Consider the following 19,472-nt stretch of genomic DNA (forward strand, 5'->3'; position numbering starts at 1 on the left):
GCTTAATACAAGTGGGTGCAGAAGTATTTATTGGTCATGATGAGAACAATGTAAAAGATGCCAGCGTTGTCGTGGTGTATCAAGTGCGATTAACGAGCAAAATCCTGAGATTAAAGCAGCAAAAGCGGCACGTATTCCAATTGTTCGCCGCGCCGAAATGTTGGCAGAATTAATGCGCTTTCGCCACGGTATTGCTGTAGCGGGCACTCATGGTAAAACAACAACAACCAGTTTAATAGCAAGTATTTATGCACAAGCGGGCCTTGATCCAACCTTTATTATTGGTGGCTTGTTAAACAGCGCTGGAAGTAATGCCAAGGTCGGTAAAAGCGACTTTTTAATTGCAGAAGCTGATGAGAGTGATGCGTCATTCTTACACTTACAGCCTATGGTGTCGGTGATCACGAATATTGAAGAAGATCACATGGATACATACGGCGGTAGCTTAGAAAAAATGAAAGACACGTATGTTGATTTCATTCATAACTTACCGTTTTATGGTTTAGCTGTTGTGTGTATTGATTCTGAGGTTGCAGCGGAGTTGATCCCTCGCTTTGGACGCCCTGTGATTACCTATGGTGAGTCGGCAGAAGCTGATTACCGCATGGTTGATTTTAGCCAAGCAGCGAATACTTGTTCATTTAATGTTGTGAATAAGCAAGGTGAAAGCCTAGCCGTTACGCTTAATATGCCGGGTAAGCACAATGCGCTTAACGCGACAGCTGCGATTGCGGTGGCTAAAGATCAAAACATCGCTAACCATGCAATTTTAGAAGCGCTGACAAAATTTGAAGGCGTAGGCCGTCGTTTTCAGCATTATGGAAGCTTTGAGAATGAACGCGGTAATGTGATGTTAGTTGATGATTATGGTCATCACCCATCAGAAGTTGCAGCAACAATTGCGGCGGTTCGTGAAGGGTGGCCAGATAAACGTTTAGTGATGGTGTACCAGCCGCACCGTTATAGTCGAACCCGTGACCTATACGAAGATTTTGTCAAAGTACTGGCAGATGTTGATCAGTTATTACTCCTTGATGTGTACTCAGCGGGCGAAGAGCCTATTGTGGGTGCCGATAGCAAGAGTTTATGTCGTAGTTTACGCCAGCGTGGTAAAGAACCATTACATATTGCCAACAGCTCCGAGCTTGCTGGTGTTCTTGCCAGTACACTGCAAGATAATGATTTAGTTTTAACACAAGGCGCTGGTAACATTGGCCAGTTAGTGAAAAAGTTAGCAGCAACCGAGTTGTCTATTGAACAACTAAAGCAGGTAAACGTATGAGCCAGTTAAGTGACAAATTTGGCAAAGTAGCGGTACTTTTTGGTGGCACATCTGCCGAACGAGAAGTCTCTCTTAAATCAGGCCAAGCTGTATTGAATGCTTTGCAAAGTGCTGGCGTTGATGCCATTGCTTTTGATCCGAAAGATCAGCCGCTATGGCAATTAAAAGAGCTAAACATTGAACGTGTGTTTATTGCTCTGCATGGTCGTGGTGGCGAAGATGGCACTATTCAAGGTGCACTTGAATTTATGGGTATCCCATATACTGGCAGTGACGTTTTAGGTTCTGCGCTTGCGATGGATAAAGTGCGTTGTAAGCACTTATTTAAAGCAATGGGGCTAAGCACAGCGCCTTACACTGTTGTTGATAGTCGCCATGAGTTTGATAGCCAAGCGATTATTAATGAATTTGGTAAAGTGATGGTAAAACCCTCACATGAAGGTTCAAGCATTGGTATGGCAGAAGCAAACAGCGCAGAGCAACTCGATGCTGCGCTTAACGCTGCATTTAAGTTTGATAGCCAAGTGCTTGTTGAGCAATGGATCACTGGCCGTGAATTTACTGTTGCTGTACTTGGGCAAGATGTTCAGCCTGTCATTGAGATGACGACGCCAAATGGCTTTTATGACTATCAAGCTAAGTATCAATCGAATACAACTCAGTATCATTGCCCTGCAGAGATATCTGCACAAGAAACTGAATTATTGCAAGATATGGCATTAAAAGCATTTGATTTAGTGGGTGCAAGTGGTTGGGGGCGTGTTGATGCGATGCGTGATCAGCAAGGTAACTTTTACTTATTAGAAGTAAATACGGTACCAGGCATGACAGAAAAGTCTTTAGTGCCGATGGCAGCGAAAGCGAATGGTGCAAGCTTTGAGCAATTAGTTGTTCGCATTTTGGAGCAAACCCTTTAATATGCATCCTTTTTTAGAAAAAGCGCAACAATTAAAACAGCAACTAAATTGGTCGTTGATTTTTGGTGTGAGCTTTTTTCTAGTCGTGATTTTTGCATTAGTAAAAATCACGACAGGCGTCTCAGATTGGTTGGTAGAAAACAAAGACGCACAAATAAAGCATTTATCAGTACTTGGACAGCCCCAATATACTGATGAGAAAGCAATTATTGGTGCAATAAAAAAAGCCGACTTATCGAGTTTTTTTGAATTAGACGTAAAACATGTGCAACGCTTAGTACAAAGCTTGCCGTGGGTGGCAACGGCATCGGTCAGAAAGCAATGGCCAGATACCCTGCAAGTATATGTTGTTGAACATCAAGCTGTAGCTCATTGGAACAGTGATATGCTGTTAAACCAAGCTGGCGAAGTGTTCCAAGCAAGTAGTGATAAATTACCCACAAGCTTGCCACAATTATACGGCCCTGAAGGCAGTGAGATTGAGGCGTGGACAGCATTTAGTCAATTTCAAGAAATGCTCAAAGTGAATAACTTAGAGCTGACTAGTTTAGCGCTTTCTGAGCGCTTTTCGTGGCAGTTATGGCTTGATAACGGCATTCGCCTGAACTTAGGCCGCAAAGAAAAAGCAAAGCGTGTACAGCGTTTTATTGACGTGTATCCGCGCATGGAACAACGTGCAGATGCACAAATCGATGTTGTTGATTTACGGTATGATACCGGTCTTGCAGTGAGCTGGAAGCCAGTGCAAGAAGAACAATTAGAAAATAAGAGTAAGGCATGACCAAGTCAGCAGAAAGAAACCTAGTGATTGGATTAGACGTTGGCACATCGAAAGTTGTGGCCACCGTTGGTGAAATCACCGCAGATAACAAACTAAGCATTGTGGGTGTTGGCAGCCAAGTATCGCATGGTATGGATAAAGGCGGCGTTAACGACCTTAACCTTGTTTCTGAATCGATTCGTCGAGCTATAGATGAAGCTGAGCTAATGGCTGATTGCCGTATTAGCTCTGTTTATTTAGGGATTTCTGGAAAACATATCCAGTGCCAAAATGAAAGCGGTGTAGTGGCAATTAACAACACGGAAGTGACAGACGAAGATATTGAAAATGTCATCCACATTGCGCGTTCAGTGCCTATTTCGGCAGAACGAAAAATGCTCCATGCATTGCCACAAGAGTACAGCATCGATATGCAAGAAGGGATTAAAAACCCACTTGGCATGAGCGGTGTACGTATGGAAGCTCGCGCGCACATCATTACTTGCTCAAACGATATGGCAAAGAATATCGAGAAATGTGTTGAGCGTTGTGGCCTTGAAGTCGATCAGTTGATCTTCACGGCACTGGCATCATGTTACTCAGTACTTACAGATGACGAAAAAGAACTGGGTGTAGCCGTGTTAGATATTGGTGGCGGTACCATGGATATCACCATTTATATTAATGGTGCGCTTCGCCACTCAGCCGTTATTCCTGTAGCCGGTAACCAAGTGACTGGTGATATTGCAAAAATATTTAGAACGCCTATATCACATGCCGAGTCACTCAAAGTACAATATGCGTGTGCGAGTAGCCAAATGGCAAGCAACGAAGACACTATTGAAGTACCGAGTGTGGGTGGCCGACCAGCGCGTATTATGTCGCGCCATACCTTAGCTGAGGTTGTTGAGCCACGTTTTAGAGAATTATTCGAGTTGGCGATGGAAGAAATCCGCCGCTCAGGTTTTGAAGACCAAATTGCTGCAGGTCTCGTCATTACTGGCGGAACAGCAAAAATGACGGGTGCAATGGAAGTGGCAGAAGACATTTTCCAAATGCCGGTCAGAATTGGCAAACCAATCGGGATTGTTGGTTTGACAGATTATGTAGATGATCCTTCGTACGCGACCGCGGTTGGTTTGTTACAATACGGCCGTACAATGCAATCGATGAATGCACAAAAGTCGAAAGCAGAAGGTGATAATAATTGGTGGAACCGTATTACTAAATGGTTCCAAGGTGAGTTTTAAGACTCAAGTCGGAGAGTAAACATGTTTGATATGATGGAACAGCACAGCGAAGAAGCTGTCATTAAAGTAATTGGCGTGGGCGGTGGCGGCGGTAACGCTGTTGAGCACATGGTAAAACAACAAATTGAAGGTGTACGTTTCATTGCTGCGAATACGGATGCACAAGCATTACGTAATTCATCTGCTGATGTAACAGTGCAGCTAGGTACACAAATCACCTCTGGTCTAGGTGCAGGTGCTAACCCTGAAGTGGGTCGTAACTCTGCTGAAGAAGACGCTGAGACTATCCGTGCCAGCTTAGAAGGTGCTGACATGGTATTTATCGCAGCTGGTATGGGCGGTGGTACGGGTACAGGTGCTGCGCCAGTGGTTGCTAAAATTGCTAAAGAGTTAGGCATTTTAACGGTTGCTGTAGTAACGCGCCCGTTTGACTTTGAAGGTAAAAAGCGTGCTGCAGCTGCTGAACAAGGCATTAATGAATTGTCAGAAACTGTAGACTCACTTATTACAATTCCGAACAATAAATTGCTTAAAGTTTTAGGCAAAGGCACTACACTATTAGATGCCTTCGCAAAAGCGAATGACGTATTATTTGGTGCGGTACAAGGTATTGCAGAACTAATCACACGTTCTGGTCTAATCAACGTGGATTTCGCCGACGTACGTACAGTTATGTCAGCGATGGGTACTGCGATGATGGGCACAGCATCTGCGTCTGGCCCTGACCGTGCGCAAGAAGCCGCAGAAGCGGCTATCTCAAGCCCGCTACTTGAAGATGTCGATTTAACAGGTGCTAAAGGTATCCTAGTTAATATCACGGCAGGTATGGATATCGCGATTGAAGAATTTGAAATTGTTGGTAACCACGTTAAAGCACTTGCGTCAGAAAACGCAACAGTGGTTGTGGGTGCGGTAATTGACCCTGAAATGAGCGACGAGTTACGTGTAACGGTTGTTGCAACAGGTTTAGGCGGCGATCGTCGTCCACAGTTTGGTATTGTTGATAATGGCTTTAAAAAAGCATCAGGTTCTGATGTACAAAGCTCAATGAACCAAACAACTAGCAGCATGTATGTACCAAGCTTTGCAAGTCAAGGCAGCGGTGATGATGTAAGCATGTCATCTGCGTCTGAAAAGCAAGAGCCAGTACAACAAAGTACAGCGAGCAGCTCAGTATCTAGCAGCACTGAGAGCAGCAAAAAGTCTGATAAATCAGAGGGTGGCGATTACTTCGACATTCCAGCTTTCCTAAGAAAGCAAGCTGACTAAGACAGTTTTTGTTGGTAATTTTGTTCGATAAATAAACAAATTGGCAGTTGAATGTATTTATGATACAATTCGCCGTCTAACTGTAACTATAAGTGAGCGAACCTATGATTAAACAGCGTACGATTGCAGAAGTAGTCAAAGCCATAGGAATTGGACTTCATAAAGGTGAGAAGGTCACTATTACTCTCCGACCTGCGAGCGCAAATACTGGGATAGTATTTCGTCGCGTAGACCTTGATCCGGTTGTTGATTTTGAAACAACACCAGAAGCCGTTGGTGATACGCAACTGTGTACCTGTTTGACAAACAAAGATGGTGTTCGTTTATCAACGACTGAGCACCTTATTGCGGCGGTAGCGGCAATGGGTATTGATAATCTAATTGTTGAATTAGACAGCTCAGAAGTACCAATCATGGATGGTAGTGCATTACCATTCATCTATTTGTTACAAAAAGGCGGCATTAAAGAAGTAAATGCAGCTAAGCGCTTTATTCGTATTAAAGAAAAAGTACGTATTGAAGAAGGCGATAAATGGGCTGAGATCGAACCATACGATGGTTTCCACATCGATTTTGAAATTGCGTTTGATCACCCAGCAATCAATGAAAGCCGCCAACGTATCGGTTTAGATATCACGGCACAAAGCTTCACTGAAGAAATCAGCCGCGCACGTACTTTCGGCTTTATGAAAGATATCGAGTATATGCACGCTAACAACCTAGCATTAGGTGGTAGCATGGATAACGCAGTTGTATTGGATGAGTTTAAAGTACTAAATCCAAACGGCTTACGTTATAGCGATGAGTTTGTTAAACACAAGATCTTAGACTGTGTGGGCGATATGTTTATGACTGGCCACAACATTCTAGGTAAAATCACGGCTTATAAATCAGGCCATGATTTAAACAATAAACTACTTCGTAAAATTATGGCGACTGAGTCAGCATGGGAATGGGCAACTTTCGATACCCCAGTGACTATGCCAGCACCAGGCTTAGAAGTAGCGACAGCTTAATCGCAAGCATATTACAGTTATAAAAAATGACGCTTTAAGCGTCATTTTTTTTGCCAAACTATTATCAAGAATTATAAGCCTAGAATAGCTTCAAGCTCGACCAACTGATTGATTTGATAAGTTGGTTTAATATCTTCAGGTAGCTCAACTCCTGGGTGTTGTAACCAACACGTGTCGATACCCACATTGTGACCACCTAAAATATCACTGGCAGCTGTATCGCCTACCATTAAAATCTGCTCTTTTGGTGGATTGCCCATTAATTGAAATGTATGTTGAAAAATCTCTGGGGCAGGTTTTGCTTTACCGACTAACTCTGAAATAACCAGCCAATCGAACATATCCTGTAAACCGGTGTGCTCTAGGCGTTTTTGTTGTAACTTAGCAAACCCATTGGTAATAATGCCTAGCTTGGCGTGTGGTTTTAACTTTGTAAGCAAGTCAACTGCACCAGGTAATGGCACACAAATAGAGGCCATAGCATCCAAGAAGCCATCGTTAAGCTCTTTTGCTGGCACATCGAGTCTATTAGCCCATTCTGTAAAGCGAGTAATCTGTAGCTCGCTGGCGGTAATTTCATGCTTTTGATAAGCAACCCAAAGCGGCTTATTGGTTGCTTGGTAATGATGATAATCTGACTCAGTAAATTCTACGCCGTAATGTGCAAACATCACTTTTAAACCTTCAAATGCATTAAAGCTAAATAGCGTTTCATCGGCATCGAATAATACGTGGCTATACTTCATGGTTATCCTAATTACTGGTTGAATAGGGTAGGGTGTGAAAATGGCGCCATGGCCAATGTCAGCGCTTGTACATAAGTACTTTCGCGCGTGGCAAGATGATTGGTTAATAAGCCAATAGCACCACCTTGTTGTTTGATATTAACGGTATTGAATGCCTCATCCATGACATCACCTAGTTCTTTACCAGCTAGCAAGGCATCGTAAAAAGGTTGCGGTAACGGTAGGTTGCTACTGCGACCCACGCTAAATTGCTGCTTGTTTGCAATCACTACAAAGGCAAAGGTTGCAGCGCCATAACTAAATTGTTCTGCGCCACCTTCCATTGCTGTATAAAAATCGGCGTCAAAGTGATCTTGGCAATACTTAACGCGATTTTCAGCGCCGATACGGGTTTCATCTTCACCTAGTGGCTGATCAGGTACGCCAGAAGGTGCATCTTCACCTTTGCACTCAATGGTATGATGTGGGAAATAAAGACTAAAGACATGTTTAGCCGCGTTAATTTTAACGGGGTTCTTTGAACCAACAATAACACGTAATGTTTGTTTCAAGGCGACGACTCCATTGTTTTCACCAGAGTCAGCAGTGTACCCGAGTGAGTTAAATCGGCAAGTCAACCGGGGCTAAATTTTCAAGGGCGCGTTTTTTCAAAATAATATCTTTGATCAACGGGGTTAGCACAAGCTCCATTGCTAAGCCCATTTTGCCTCCAGGTACCACAAGCGTATTGATACGAGACATAAAGCTGCCTTCAATCATGCTCAAATAGTACGGAAAATCGACGTCATCTATGCCACGAAAACGAATCACAACAAAGCTTTCGTCTAAAGAAGGAATATCTTTTGCGCTGAATGGGTTTGAGGTATCAACCGTCGGCACTCGCTGGAAGTTGATATGAGTACGTGAAAACTGCGGGGTAATGTGGTTAATGTAGTCATCCATTGAACGCACAATAGAGCCCATTACCGCTTCTCGCGAATGGCCTCGTTCAGAGGTGTCGCGAATGAGTTTTTGGATCCACTCAAGGTTGATAATTGGCACCATGCCAATCAATAAATCGACATGCTTAGCAACATCATGATTCTCATCGACAGCACCACCATGAAGACCTTCATAGAATAAGATATCAGTATTTGATTCTAAATCTTGCCAAGGGGTAAAAGTTCCTGGAAGTTGGTTATAAGGCACCGCTTCGTCGAAAGTATGTAAGTAACGTCTGATTTTACCTTGGCCGGTTTCGCCATATTGGTAAAAAAGCTCTTCAAGGGCACCAAAATCATTAGCTTCTCGGCCAAAGTAGCTAATGTGCTTACCTTCTTGTTGTGCTTCACGGATTTTTTTATCCATTTCAGGGCGAGTATAACGATGAAAGCTATCGCCTTCGATGAAGGCAGCATCAATGCTTAAGCTTCTAAAAATGTGCTTAATTGCATTGGTGGTTGTGGTAGTTCCCGCCCCAGATGAACCGGTAATAGCGATGATAGGGTGTTTAGCTGACATAATTATTCTCGTTATTGTTGATACCAGTCGGCTTAAAAATTTAACCATTCTAGTGTGTTAAATGGTCAGTGGCATAACTCGATTGGTATTATCGTGCATAAAATCAATCAGTAGAAACCGATAAAAAACGAACACGTCCTAGTTATAAAGGTCGAGCATGGTAAGGTCAAGTGACTGGCGGATTAATTAACGCTATCATGGGCTGATAAAAATTAAAACGAGAGAACAACATGAAATTGATTTCGTCTTTACTTTTCGTCGCAGCAGGGACATTGTTTACCAGTCACGCACATGCAGCGATGCCTAAAAGCGAAATATTACTTGCCGATTTAGACACCCCATATGGTATGCAGGTGTCGCGAGTAACCGATGATAAAACTTATAATAATCAACCATTTTTAGTTGATACTGGGCTTTACTACACCCATGAAGTTGTTGGCGAAAATGGCCAGTCACAAACCGATATTGCGTTTTATGACTTTGCATCTAAGAGCAGCGTGAATATCACCAACACTCCTGTCAGTGAATACTCGCCAACGCTAATGCCAAATCAGCAAGCCTTGTCGGCAATCGTGGTCGAAGCAGATGGTAAGCAAAAGTTATGGCAGTACCCACTAGCAGAAGAGCCTGCCGCGAGCCGAATTTTTGAATGGATTGAGCCGGTTGGCTACCATGCGTGGGGCGCTGATGAAGACCTCATCATGTTTATCTTAGGTGAGCCGCATACATTGCAATACACTCACGTTGCTGCGGCTAAACCGCGTGTCATTGCCGGTGATATTGGCCGAACTTTAATTTTTGATAAACACACAAACAGTTATTTATTTAGTTATAACAAAAACAACAAACATTGGGTTGCACGCTTTGCGCCGCAGACTGGGGAAGTGAGTGATTTATTTAGATTACCTGAGTCGGTGCAAGACTTTGCTTTAATTGATAAAGACACTGTGGCTTATGCGGTTAATAACCGAGTTCATAAGCGCAGTTTGACTGAGCCTGAAGTGGTATCACAGTGGCTTGATTTAAGACGCTTTTGTGAAGGCTCAATCTCGCGTTTAAATTACAAACAGAGCAAACTGGCATTTGTATGTAATAAGTGAAATGACCCGTTTTCCAACTCGCATTTATAAAAGTGCACAGCCCATTCATTATTGTATTGCATTTAAAGTCACCTCACCTGAAGCGGCTGAGCAATTTATAACTAAATTAACCGCTATTTTAGCGTAATAAAAAAGGGCCACATTGTGGCCCTTTTCGTATTTGCTTTAATTAGCGTTTAAGGAAGCTATTCACTGAGTTTAATTCACGGTTTTTCAGTGCAATACAATCATTAATGCTTTCTTCAAGCTTACTAAGAGAGCGTGCATAACCTGGTACTTCAGTGATTTTATCGTTGAAGAAGGTTTTGGTTTTCTCTAGGCTTTTCGCATCGCAGCTTGCCGTTGTGAAGAACGGTAAATTTGGTACAAAGAACGGTGGTAAGTTCTTAGTGATGGCATCGTAATTGTTGTAAATCCACTCAATAAACAGTGCTTCACGCTCTTTACCATAGCCTAAACTACCTAATAACGTACGCATATCAGAGGCTGTTACGTTATCTGTTAAGCTGTATTCTAGAACCGCTTTTTGTAACTCAGGTTTACCAAAGTAACCCATCGCTGCCAGCATCTTAGTACGCACTTGTGGGTCTTTGGTGGTTTTAAAGGTTTGTTTGTACTTTTCAAGTAACTTTGCATCGCCATGGTAAGCCGCAAGGTTTAAGTAAGTTGAGGCTAAATATGGGTCAACATTTTCAGGGTTGTTTAAGTACAGTGCTGCTTGTGCTTTTGCAGTATCAATGACTTTTTGATCTTGACCATCAAAACCTAAACGGGCAATAACTTGCGCACGCAATTGCGATACCGCCGCGTCTTCACCTGTTTTTGCTGTTAAACCATATTGCTTAGCAGCAGGTGCAATGCTGTTACGGATAAACTCAGGCCATAGGTCACGGTTACTGTCGTCTTCGAATACGCGTTTTTGAGAAGCAAGGTAACCTAATGCTGTGTTTGCTACTAATGGGTGAGCATCACTCACAAAGGCTTCTAACGTTTGCATTAAGTGAGCCGCAGAGATAACACCTGCATCAAGTAATGAATCAACCGCAGAAAGTAGCGCTAAGCGCTCACGTACCGTTAGCTTGTCAGCAGCGTTCTCTAACAGGGCATTAAACTGTGCATCATTTAATACCCAGCGGTAATAACCCATGGCACCTTGATCTGGGTAGATCCACTCAGGTTCAAAGTCGAGAGTCAATTGCTGTGTTTCTTTGTTCAGCAGAACACTTGCAGTTTTAACTTTGTCGCCCGCACCATACTTAATTGCAACCGGAACATTCCAAAGTTGTGCAGGTGCATCAACGCCAGCATTTAAAAAGCGGCTTTGGCTGATGTTAATTTTCTTACCATCTTGCGTTACTTTAATAAGTGGGAAAGATGACTGTTCGATAAACGATTTAAGAACACTTGCTACATCTTTATTAGATGCTTCGCCTAGTGCTTGCCATAGATCAGCAGCTTCTGCATTTTTATACGAGAATTTCTTCAAGTAAGCACGAATACCTTGCTGGAATGCCTCTTCGCCAATCCAGTTTTCAACCATAGATAAAACCGCGCTACCTTTACTGTAGGCAAGGCCAAGGCCATCCATGATATCAGCTTCAGTTTTGATTGGTTTACGAATAGGTTTAGTACTTAAACGCGCATCCAGTGCCATTACATGGTTTTGTGGTAAGTCTAAGTGCGACTCAAATTCAGGGTTGATTTGTGCAGTGATTTTCGCTGCCATCCAGCTTGCGAATGCTTCGTTTAACCATAAATCATTCCACCACTTCATAGTCACTAGGTTACCGTACCACTGGTGAGCTAACTCATGGGCAATGATTGATACATTGCGCTCTTTTTTGCTGCGCGTTGCTGTTGCTAGGTCTACTAGTAAAATGTCTTCACGGTAAGTCACTAGGCCTGCGTTTTCCATTGCGCCAAATGGAAACTCTGGCACTGCCACTGAGTCTAGCTTTTTGTATACGTAAGGAATGCCAAAATAATCTTCTAGGGCTTTTAACACACGCGGCATATTTTCTTTTGCGTAATCAGCAAGGTGAATTTTACCTTGTGGAGTCAATACGCGGCCAGGGATTGGCATGCCTTTAATTTCAAGCTCTTCAAACGGGCCAACAGCCATAGCGACTAAGTAAGAAGGAATCGGTGGTGTTTTGTCAAAAAAGTGCGTTGTCATATCGCCATCAACTTTGGTTTTTAAAACCGGTGTATTGGCATACACTTTTTGTGATGTTGGCGCTGTGATAGTTAGCTGAAATGGAATTTTATAACTTGGCTCGTCAAAAACGGGGAATGCACGACGCGCATCGCTCATTTCAAATTGCGTGAAAAGATAAGGTGTGCCTTGATCTAAAGTTTTATATAAACCAACACTTTGGCGGTTATAAGGTGCGGTAAAATCAACTTTTAAAGTGTATTTGCCTGGCTGAATTTTTTCTTCACAAGCGAATTTAACTTTGCCTGTTTTTAGCATTTCAGCACTTAGGTCACAGTTTTCTGCACCTAAAATTTTCGCCATGCTAACTGCATAATCAATACCGTTTAATTCGATATAATTGGTTGCTTTTAGAACCTCTAAAGCAATTTCGGTATGACCAGAAAAATTGTCTTTGGCAGGATCAAGCGTAAGTTCTACTTGTTGTGAGCTAGGCTTGGCAAGCTTTTCGATAACATATTCATTGGCATGGGCAGAGCTAACAGCAAGTGCAACACTTACCGTTAATAGGCTTTTTAAGAACATAAGTATCCCTGATTTTTTGTTGTTAGAAAGGCACCTGCTATGAGGGGCGAATCATCATGCTATCAGGTTTTAATTTGAACAGTAATAAATAGTTAGTAACAAAGTTTGTCAGTTAATTATGGCGGTCAATGAAACGCTGCCAATGCAGTTGCGGGTTTATTTGTCGGACGTTTTGCAGCACGGTATTTAATAATTGCATATCAGCAAAGCGTTGTTCGTTGAAATCTTTAAAACCAAGTAAGTAGTTAAAGGCGTCTTTGCAGTTGGCTTGCAGTGCATGAATTCGCACTTGTTGTTCAAAGTTAAGCCGTAAGCTACTAATTGCGGTTTTCATACCTTGCTGATCAACAGTAGGAATAGCGCATTTTTGCAAATAACCAGCACGTTCACCTTCACCCGAAAACCAAATGCGCACTTTTTCGCTATAGCGACCTGATTTAGCGGGTAAATCAAACATCAGTCGTTGCTGATTTTGACTTGTTAAAAAGTCTAAGTACTGATCAAGCCCAGCATCGAGTAATGCATTATGGATAGGCACATAGCGGGGTTTTATCTTGCCATGCGTATGAAAATCAAAGCAGCGAATGCCATCAAGGGTGACAATATTATCAAGGGTTAAATGGCCAATTTCATCGCTGTAGGCACCAGTATAATAAGCAAATAAAGGCAGCCAAAAGTGCCAATGCTTAGCTTGTTCACGTGCTAAACGCTGATCACCATAAATGTAACCATTATACAGGGTATGTAATTCCATGGCCGAAAAGGGCCTACGACCAAGATGGGACTTCAACCTAATACCTTGATAATAAAGATGTGTCGAAGAGTATACCTGATAAGTATCAAGTTTCCAGCTTAACGACACTGCCATAAATACGGCCGTGTCGTTATAAGCTTAAGGATTGCTATTAATCGCAAAGAGCTTTAGCTAAACCAACCGGTTCGATTTCAACGCATACTTGATCATCGTTCCAGTTTAAACCAACAAGCGCATCATCTTCGTTTAGGTCTTCAACCCACTCATCAAGAAATTCGTCTAGGCCAATTTCAACAGGGGTATAGTCTTGCCACTCATCTTTACATTGTGCTTTTGCAGCGTCTTCAGTGCCCCAAAGTAATAGCACATCTGTGTCGCTAAATTGGTTTGATTCACAGACAACAAAACCACCATCTTCGGCACCGAGTGCCCACATAGATTCGTTCAAACGAACTTTTTCTACAAAGCTAACTAATTCTGATTCAATTTCGATATCGCTCATTTGCGTAACCCTTATCTTTATTTTCGTGGATCTGTTTGTTGTACCGCCGCTTTATCGGCGAATTTATGATAAAAATCAACTAAGTTATTTAGTTGGCTAAAATCAGTTAATTCGCGGAAGCGGATCCAATCTAGCAAGCAGTATAAACTGATGTTGAGGTATTCACAGCTTTTAAATACTGGCTCCGATAAATGACTATTTAAATAGGCTAATGTTTCAGCAATTCGTTCATTCTGTAAATTAAAAAACAGTTTGTCGGTGTTGGTATCAAACCCTGAACGCTGACAAAGTAAAATTTCTACCAGTGAATCATTGCAGGCATTGATAATGGTTAAGTAGTTCTCTTGCTGCCAGCTAAGTAATGGCTGATCCGCTTTTTCGAGCAGATAGCGAATAATGGAGTTGGAATCACATAAGGTAAAATCATGGTCGATTAATACAGGAATTTTTCTGGCAGGGTTATGAGCAATCATGGTTTGTCTGTCTTGCTCAGAGAAAATATCCAAATTAATAAAATCAATAGCTAGGTTATTAAGTGCAGCCCAAATCCGAATACGGCGCACAAAAGGTGAGGTGGTCGAGCCTAAAAGTTTCATTTTGAGATCCTTCGCAAAAAAAAGCCGCTATGAAGCGGCTTTTTGAAATCGATTTGTAAATTAGTCAGTACGGCTTGTTACTTCTAGAAGATGATAACCAAACTGGGTCTGCACTGGGCCTTGTACTTGGTTTATTGGTGCAGAGAAAACGACTTTGTCGAACTCTGGAACCATCATGCCAGGGCCAAACTCACCTAATGCACCACCATCTTGACCTGATGGGCAATTAGAATGAGCACGAGCAAGCTCTGCAAAGTCAGCTCCTTGCTCAATTTGCTGCTTTAAATCCAAACAGTGAGCTTCACTGTCTACGAGAATGTGTCTTGCACTGGCTACTGCCATAACATCTCCCTAATGTGTGTTTTAGTATTAAATCACTAGTTTAGTTCAATATTTACCGAACGAAAAATTAAATTTATTTTGCAATCAGCTCAGCTTCAATTGCATCGCGTAAAGTTTGCGATTGTGGCTTAGTTTTACTATTAAAGCGCTGCACTGTCTTACGATCTGCAGACACTAAATATTTGTAAAAGTTCCAGTTAGGTGAGCTGGTTGCTTCGTTTAAATGTTTGAATATTGGGTTTGCATCGCTACCGCGAACGGCACTGGTAGCCAGCATATTAAAGGTTACGCCATAATTGATGAAACATACTTTTGCAGTGTCTTTTTCATCGTCTTCTTCTTGGAAAAAGTCATCTGATGGAAACCCTAATACGACCAAGCCTTGGTCTTTATATTCTTTATGAATGGCTTCTAAGCCTTCAAACTGGCCGGTAAAACCACAATTACTAGCGGTATTCACAATGAGCAGTGGTTTATCTTTGAATTCACAAAAATTAATAGACTCTTTTGAACGCAACTTTCTCATTGTGACATTGGTAAAATCATCACATCGGCTGCTTGCTTTAGCTGTTGGTACCGTCTCTGTGGTTTGTGCTGCAAGGTTGGTTGTTATTAGACCTGCTGCAAGTAACAAAGCATATTTATACATAGTTATTTCCCGCTAGTTATTTGTGATGAATATACGCTAATATGCAGCAAAGTGATCATTTAATTTCAGCTATTTATGACGATTCGCAAAGCAACACAAAACGATTTAACTGATATAGTCGCGATTTATAACGAGACCATCCCTGGGCGTATGGTTACCGCAGATACCGAAGAGGTGTCGGTGGCAGACAAACAAGCTTGGTTTGATAGCCATACAGAAAAAAGACCTATCTTTGTTTTTGAGCAACAAGGTAAAGTAATTGCTTGGTTAAGTTATAAGTCTTTTTATGGCCGCCCAGCTTACGATGGCACGGTTGAGATTAGTATTTACATCACCCAGCAGGCTCAAGGGCAAGGGCTAGGAAAGCAACTGCTTATATTTTCAGAACAGCATGCAAAAACACTTGATATCAAGGTGTTATTAGCTTTTATATTCAGCCACAACCTACCCAGTATAAAACTGTTTAATCGCTTTGACTACAAGGTTTGGGGAGAGCTTCCAGAAATTGCAATTATGGATGATAAAGCTTATGGCTTGACAATTTTGGGTAAGCACTTGCAGCCTTAACCTTCTCAAAAACTAGTAAAAAATACGGTGTAAATTGTGCGGTAAAAGATTTTTAGACTACGCTAAAAAGGTCAGTTTTTATAGTGAGTCTTATTTACGGTGCGAAAAATATTAATAGTTGATAGTAATAGTGTACTTGCGATGCGTGTAAAAGTTCTACTCGAGCTTATCGGTTGCGAAGTTGAGCTATTACACTTTTCAATGATAGATGATACCGTTCTAAAACAGCAATATGATCTCGTTGCTGCTTCACATGGGGTGCCAACAAGTATCATTGAAGAACTAATGAATGACTTTTCTCAAGAGCATTTCTTATTACTCGCACCGAAAGCACAACGCAGTGACTTACTTGAACATTTTAGTGAAATTAACCGTCTCTTACCTAACGCCGTTGTTATATACCCTTTTTTCGCAAATAAAGAGATAAGCACGCTTCTAGAGGGAGTATTAGAATTAGACAGCGACAATATTCTCAAACTTCCTACTGTATTGCTCGTTGACCATTGTCCCGACCGGTTACAAAAAATAGCGCAAAACTTAAAGGGCGCGCATATCAAAACCATCACCGCTGATAACATGAGCTTTGCAATGGAGTTAATTCATGAGCATGCAATTGATTTATTGATTAGTGATTTTACTTTTGAAGATGGAACAGGGCTTGAATTGTTTATAAAGCTGAAGTCGTTGCAGCCTGAAAGTCGTTGTTTATTGTATACCTCAAAGCCTGATCAAGTTTCCATGGTTGCTGCCATTCGTCAGGGTGTTGAAGATGTTTTGATCAAACCGATTGATGATAATGGTTTATTGCAATCAGTTCATAAACTATGGCAAACAGAGCTTCTCAAACGTCATAATTCAGAACTTGTTGAAAGACTTCAGAGTACCGTTGATGCGCTTATAGAAAAGGACAGTTTATTAAGAGTTATTTTTAAGCATACCCCCGATGCTATTATTTTATTTGAACGATGCGGAAAGGTAATCGAAACTAACGATGCCTGTGAACAATTATTTGATAAACAGCACCATGAATTTGAAAGCTGTTCGGTATTTGATTTTTTTGATGCGCCTTCAATAACACGTATTAAAGAAAAAATTACGACGCTAAGTAAAAACCGCCAATTTAGCTGTGATCTAAGAATGCTTAAAAAAGATGGCAATGATATTCCATTAGTGGGATCGTTTAATGAAATAGATCATCACGGCGAGATTGCGTTAGCGGGGATCTTTAAAAACGTTACACACTTAAAAGAAAAGGAAGATTTGCTACTTGAAGCAAAAGATTTGCTTGAAGAAGAGGTAAAAGCGCGAACAGCTCAACTAGAGCACGCAAAAGATGTGGCTGAAGCTGCAAACTTAAGTAAGTCTGAATTTTTAGCGAATATGTCTCATGAACTCAGAACGCCAATGCATTCAATCTTAAGTTTTGCTCGTTTTGGACTTGATAAAGTTGCCAACAATGATCTGAGTAAAGACAAGTTAAATAAGTATTTATCGCGTATAGAACAAAGTGGTGAGCGCTTATTGTCACTGCTTAATAATTTGCTTGATCTTTCAAAACTGGATGTTGGTAAATTTCCCTTTAATCCGCAAAAACATAACCTTAGCAGTATTATAAAAACCAGTATTGATGATGTCTCTGGGACTGCTCTTGAGAGAAATATTGCTATTCGTTTAATTGGCTTTGAGAAAAGTATTTTGCTCGATTGTGACGAAGAGCAGATAAACCAAATAATGCGCAACTTGCTTGGTAATGCACTTAAATTTAGTGAGCCTGCCAGTGAGATAGATATTCAGCTAACTATGAATAATGAAATGGCTGAAATATCAGTAATAGATCGTGGTATAGGAATTCCCGAGTCTGAACTTGAGAAAATTTTTGCGAAGTTTGAGCAAAGTAGTAAAACCAATAGTGGTGCTGGAGGTACAGGACTTGGTTTAGCTATTTGTCGTGAATTTGTAGCCTTACATCAAGGAACGATTACGGCAAGAAATAATGAATATGGAGGTGCAACTATTTTAGTAAAGCTTCCATTGAGGATAGATCTACCTCAACACTTAGCGAATGAAGATAGATCTGTAAAGTTAAATTAATAAAACGGAAGTGTTAGACATGGCCTTAAAGAGAATTTTAGCCGTCGATGATGAACCATTTAACTTAGAAATAATTGAAGAGATTCTTGAAGAGCTCGACTTTGAACTGAAAATGGTCAGTAGCGGTCCAGAGTGTTTGGCAGTAGTTGAAGAGTTTGATCCTCAGGTTATTCTGCTTGATGTGAGTATGCCACAAATGAGTGGTTATGATGTTTGTCGAAAACTAAAAGAGAATCCAAATACCGAGAAAATAATCGTTATGTTTGTTTCAGCAAGAGGAACGGTTGAAGAGCGTATGGAAGGCTATTCAGTCGGAGCTGAGGACTATATAGTTAAACCATTCGGGCATGAAGAATTAAAGCTTAAACTGCAGCACTTACATCAAGTATTGATAGAAAAAGAATCGCTAGAGCAACAAGTTGAAGATGCGACTTCAACAGCATTTAATGCCATGGCGAACAGCAGTGAAATGGGGCAAATAGTCAACTATATCGAGCATATAGGTGCTATTGAAGATGAGCAAGAGCTGGGTAAGGCTCTGCTTAACTGTCTAAGCTCATTTGATTTACAAAGCAATGTTGAGTTTCGCTTAGAGTCTGGCATTGAGCACTTTTCAATTTCGGGCATGTGTTCGCCAATCGTTATTGAGTTATTTGAAATGCTCAAAAATAAAGGCCGACTCCATGAATTTTCGAATCGAATTTTAGTCAATTACGAAATGATCAGCTTACTAATCTTAAATATGCCAGACCAAGACCCTGATAAGCATGGTCGAATTCGGGATCATATTTGCTTTTTAGTCAGTGTTACAGAGCAGCAGCTTAAAGCGATCATCACAAAAAAAGAATTGCTCAGACAACAGCAACAACTTAATGATGCTGTAGGTAAAGTTCACAGCAAGTTTTCGGGACTCATCGAACTTCTAAATGAAAATCGTGTAAATAACGAGGCTGTATTTAAGCAGCTTCAAGAAGACTTAGAACGACGTATACCAACCATGGGCTTAGATGAGGACCAAGAGGTTTTTATCTATCAAAAGGTCGACGAAACCATTCAAAACTCTGTTGCACGTGAAGAGTCAGTTCAGGGAGTAAAAGCGGCATTCAAAGAGATTGAAAATGATTTATCGCAATTATTAAAGCAGTAGCACTACTTATTTCGAGGTTGCTCAGTTAAAAGATTAAACACTGAACAGATCATTTCTACAGGTGGTTTCTCAAAAACGGGCTCTGAAAGTTAAGCAATAACACAGCGTTGATTTTTACCTTTAAGAGCTCGAAGTACTTGTTTTATTTTCGGCCCTAAACCACCTACTTCAGTAGGTGGTTATCATCATTTAGGCTTTGCCTGAGAAAATACTCATGTTAATTCCTTATTTGATTTTTAGCGAA

18 protein-coding genes and 1 pseudogene are annotated in these 19,472 nt (G+C 41.3%); 10 read left to right on the forward strand and 9 right to left on the reverse strand.

Annotated elements, in window-relative coordinates; translation table 11 throughout:
- The 6 genes and pseudogenes from murC to lpxC all read left to right on the forward strand — a co-directional run.
- Window positions 1-1,282 (forward strand): annotated as a pseudogene (gene murC / locus BIZ38_RS20760) (UDP-N-acetylmuramate--L-alanine ligase); the annotation flags it as partial.
- Window positions 1,279-2,199, forward strand: coding sequence for a D-alanine--D-alanine ligase (locus BIZ38_RS20765; RefSeq protein WP_187491193.1), 921 nt, complete (start codon window positions 1,279-1,281; stop codon window positions 2,197-2,199). The pseudogene murC and the gene BIZ38_RS20765, both read left to right, overlap by 4 nt.
- Window position 2,200: 1 nt before the next feature.
- On the forward strand, window positions 2,201-2,980 hold the full coding sequence (locus BIZ38_RS20770) for a cell division protein FtsQ/DivIB (RefSeq protein WP_054552727.1): 780 nt from the start codon (window positions 2,201-2,203) through the stop codon (window positions 2,978-2,980).
- On the forward strand, window positions 2,977-4,209 hold the full coding sequence (gene ftsA, locus BIZ38_RS20775; protein WP_054552726.1) for a cell division protein FtsA: 1,233 nt from the start codon (window positions 2,977-2,979) through the stop codon (window positions 4,207-4,209). Before BIZ38_RS20770 ends, ftsA begins: the two co-directional genes overlap by 4 nt.
- Window positions 4,210-4,230: 21 nt before the next feature.
- On the forward strand, window positions 4,231-5,478 hold the full coding sequence (gene ftsZ, locus BIZ38_RS20780; protein ID WP_187491194.1) for a cell division protein FtsZ: 1,248 nt from the start codon (window positions 4,231-4,233) through the stop codon (window positions 5,476-5,478).
- 104 nt (window positions 5,479-5,582) lie between these two features.
- Entirely contained in the window at window positions 5,583-6,494 is a 912-nt protein-coding gene (gene lpxC, locus BIZ38_RS20785; protein ID WP_036971181.1) for a UDP-3-O-acyl-N-acetylglucosamine deacetylase, read from the forward strand.
- Between the two features lie 71 nt (window positions 6,495-6,565).
- Here lpxC and yjjG read toward each other — a convergent pair whose 3' ends face one another.
- From yjjG to BIZ38_RS20800, 3 genes are read right to left on the reverse strand one after another with little or no spacing between them, the layout of a single operon-like run.
- Window positions 6,566-7,240 (reverse strand): pyrimidine 5'-nucleotidase, encoded by a 675-nt coding sequence (yjjG, locus tag BIZ38_RS20790; RefSeq protein WP_054561044.1) that lies wholly within the window; start codon window positions 7,238-7,240, stop codon window positions 6,566-6,568.
- A gap of 11 nt (window positions 7,241-7,251) precedes the next feature.
- Window positions 7,252-7,791, reverse strand: a complete 540-nt coding sequence (gene yjjX, locus BIZ38_RS20795) for an inosine/xanthosine triphosphatase (RefSeq protein ID WP_138598845.1) — start codon at window positions 7,789-7,791, stop codon at window positions 7,252-7,254.
- A gap of 49 nt (window positions 7,792-7,840) precedes the next feature.
- A complete protein-coding gene (locus tag BIZ38_RS20800; RefSeq protein ID WP_054552722.1) occupies window positions 7,841-8,740 on the reverse strand; it encodes a phosphoribulokinase in 900 nt (299 codons plus the stop codon).
- Window positions 8,741-8,970: 230 nt separating this feature from the next.
- Here BIZ38_RS20800 and BIZ38_RS20805 point away from each other — a divergent pair, with 230 nt between their 5' ends.
- Window positions 8,971-9,840, forward strand: a complete 870-nt coding sequence (locus BIZ38_RS20805) for a hypothetical protein (RefSeq protein ID WP_187491195.1) — start codon at window positions 8,971-8,973, stop codon at window positions 9,838-9,840.
- A gap of 169 nt (window positions 9,841-10,009) precedes the next feature.
- On the opposite strand, the gene BIZ38_RS20810 is transcribed toward BIZ38_RS20805, so the two are convergent.
- The 6 genes from BIZ38_RS20810 to BIZ38_RS20835 all read right to left on the reverse strand — a co-directional run bounded on the left by BIZ38_RS20810 (window position 10,010) and on the right by BIZ38_RS20835 (window position 15,423).
- Complete coding sequence (locus BIZ38_RS20810) at window positions 10,010-12,580, reverse strand: M1 family metallopeptidase (protein WP_187491196.1); 2,571 nt, start codon at window positions 12,578-12,580, stop codon at window positions 10,010-10,012.
- A gap of 112 nt (window positions 12,581-12,692) precedes the next feature.
- The gene (locus BIZ38_RS20815) at window positions 12,693-13,370 is read right to left on the reverse strand and encodes a hypothetical protein (RefSeq protein WP_166338872.1); all 678 of its coding nucleotides are present in this window, start codon (window positions 13,368-13,370) and stop codon (window positions 12,693-12,695) included.
- A 115-nt stretch (window positions 13,371-13,485) separates the two neighbouring features.
- Entirely contained in the window at window positions 13,486-13,836 is a 351-nt protein-coding gene (locus tag BIZ38_RS20820; protein WP_054552718.1) for a DUF2750 domain-containing protein, read from the reverse strand.
- Between the two features lie 17 nt (window positions 13,837-13,853).
- Window positions 13,854-14,432: a glutathione S-transferase family protein gene (locus tag BIZ38_RS20825; RefSeq protein ID WP_187491197.1), complete on the reverse strand. Its 579-nt coding sequence runs from the start codon at window positions 14,430-14,432 to the stop codon at window positions 13,854-13,856.
- Between the two features lie 60 nt (window positions 14,433-14,492).
- A complete protein-coding gene (locus BIZ38_RS20830; protein WP_054552716.1) occupies window positions 14,493-14,774 on the reverse strand; it encodes a peptidylprolyl isomerase in 282 nt (93 codons plus the stop codon).
- Window positions 14,775-14,847: 73 nt separating this feature from the next.
- Window positions 14,848-15,423, reverse strand: a complete 576-nt coding sequence (locus tag BIZ38_RS20835) for a glutathione peroxidase (protein WP_187491198.1) — start codon at window positions 15,421-15,423, stop codon at window positions 14,848-14,850.
- Between the two features lie 75 nt (window positions 15,424-15,498).
- On the opposite strand from BIZ38_RS20835, the gene BIZ38_RS20840 reads away from it, so the two are divergent.
- The 3 genes from BIZ38_RS20840 (at window position 15,499) to BIZ38_RS20850 (ending at window position 19,228) form a co-directional block, all read left to right on the forward strand.
- Entirely contained in the window at window positions 15,499-15,990 is a 492-nt protein-coding gene (locus tag BIZ38_RS20840) for a GNAT family N-acetyltransferase (RefSeq protein ID WP_054552714.1), read from the forward strand.
- 141 nt (window positions 15,991-16,131) lie between these two features.
- A complete protein-coding gene (locus BIZ38_RS20845) occupies window positions 16,132-18,081 on the forward strand; it encodes a sensor histidine kinase (protein WP_054552713.1) in 1,950 nt (649 codons plus the stop codon).
- Window positions 18,082-18,100: 19 nt separating this feature from the next.
- Entirely contained in the window at window positions 18,101-19,228 is a 1,128-nt protein-coding gene (locus BIZ38_RS20850) for a PleD family two-component system response regulator (RefSeq protein ID WP_166338790.1), read from the forward strand.
- Window positions 19,229-19,472: the final 244 nt, after the last annotated feature.

Origin of the sequence: Pseudoalteromonas sp. BZK2, assembly GCF_014349195.1 — a bacterium.
Classification (GTDB): Bacteria; Pseudomonadota; Gammaproteobacteria; order Enterobacterales; family Alteromonadaceae; genus Pseudoalteromonas; species Pseudoalteromonas simplex.

Coding starts and splice junctions, on each gene's coding strand:
- lpxC (WP_036971181.1), top strand. CDS start 5,583: ATGATTAAACAGCGTACGATTGCAGAAGTAGTCAAAGCCATAGGAATT.
- BIZ38_RS20845 (WP_054552713.1), top strand. CDS start 16,132: ATGCGTGTAAAAGTTCTACTCGAGCTTATCGGTTGCGAAGTTGAGCTA.
- BIZ38_RS20820 (WP_054552718.1), bottom strand. CDS start 13,836: ATGAGCGATATCGAAATTGAATCAGAATTAGTTAGCTTTGTAGAAAAA.
- BIZ38_RS20805 (WP_187491195.1), top strand. CDS start 8,971: ATGAAATTGATTTCGTCTTTACTTTTCGTCGCAGCAGGGACATTGTTT.
- BIZ38_RS20830 (WP_054552716.1), bottom strand. CDS start 14,774: ATGGCAGTAGCCAGTGCAAGACACATTCTCGTAGACAGTGAAGCTCAC.
- ftsA (WP_054552726.1), top strand. CDS start 2,977: ATGACCAAGTCAGCAGAAAGAAACCTAGTGATTGGATTAGACGTTGGC.
- BIZ38_RS20810 (WP_187491196.1), bottom strand. CDS start 12,580: ATGTTCTTAAAAAGCCTATTAACGGTAAGTGTTGCACTTGCTGTTAGC.
- BIZ38_RS20850 (WP_166338790.1), top strand. CDS start 18,101: ATGGCCTTAAAGAGAATTTTAGCCGTCGATGATGAACCATTTAACTTA.
- BIZ38_RS20800 (WP_054552722.1), bottom strand. CDS start 8,740: ATGTCAGCTAAACACCCTATCATCGCTATTACCGGTTCATCTGGGGCG.
- BIZ38_RS20835 (WP_187491198.1), bottom strand. CDS start 15,423: ATGTATAAATATGCTTTGTTACTTGCAGCAGGTCTAATAACAACCAAC.
- BIZ38_RS20825 (WP_187491197.1), bottom strand. CDS start 14,432: ATGAAACTTTTAGGCTCGACCACCTCACCTTTTGTGCGCCGTATTCGG.
- BIZ38_RS20765 (WP_187491193.1), top strand. CDS start 1,279: ATGAGCCAGTTAAGTGACAAATTTGGCAAAGTAGCGGTACTTTTTGGT.
- yjjG (WP_054561044.1), bottom strand. CDS start 7,240: ATGAAGTATAGCCACGTATTATTCGATGCCGATGAAACGCTATTTAGC.
- ftsZ (WP_187491194.1), top strand. CDS start 4,231: ATGTTTGATATGATGGAACAGCACAGCGAAGAAGCTGTCATTAAAGTA.
- BIZ38_RS20770 (WP_054552727.1), top strand. CDS start 2,201: ATGCATCCTTTTTTAGAAAAAGCGCAACAATTAAAACAGCAACTAAAT.
- BIZ38_RS20840 (WP_054552714.1), top strand. CDS start 15,499: ATGACGATTCGCAAAGCAACACAAAACGATTTAACTGATATAGTCGCG.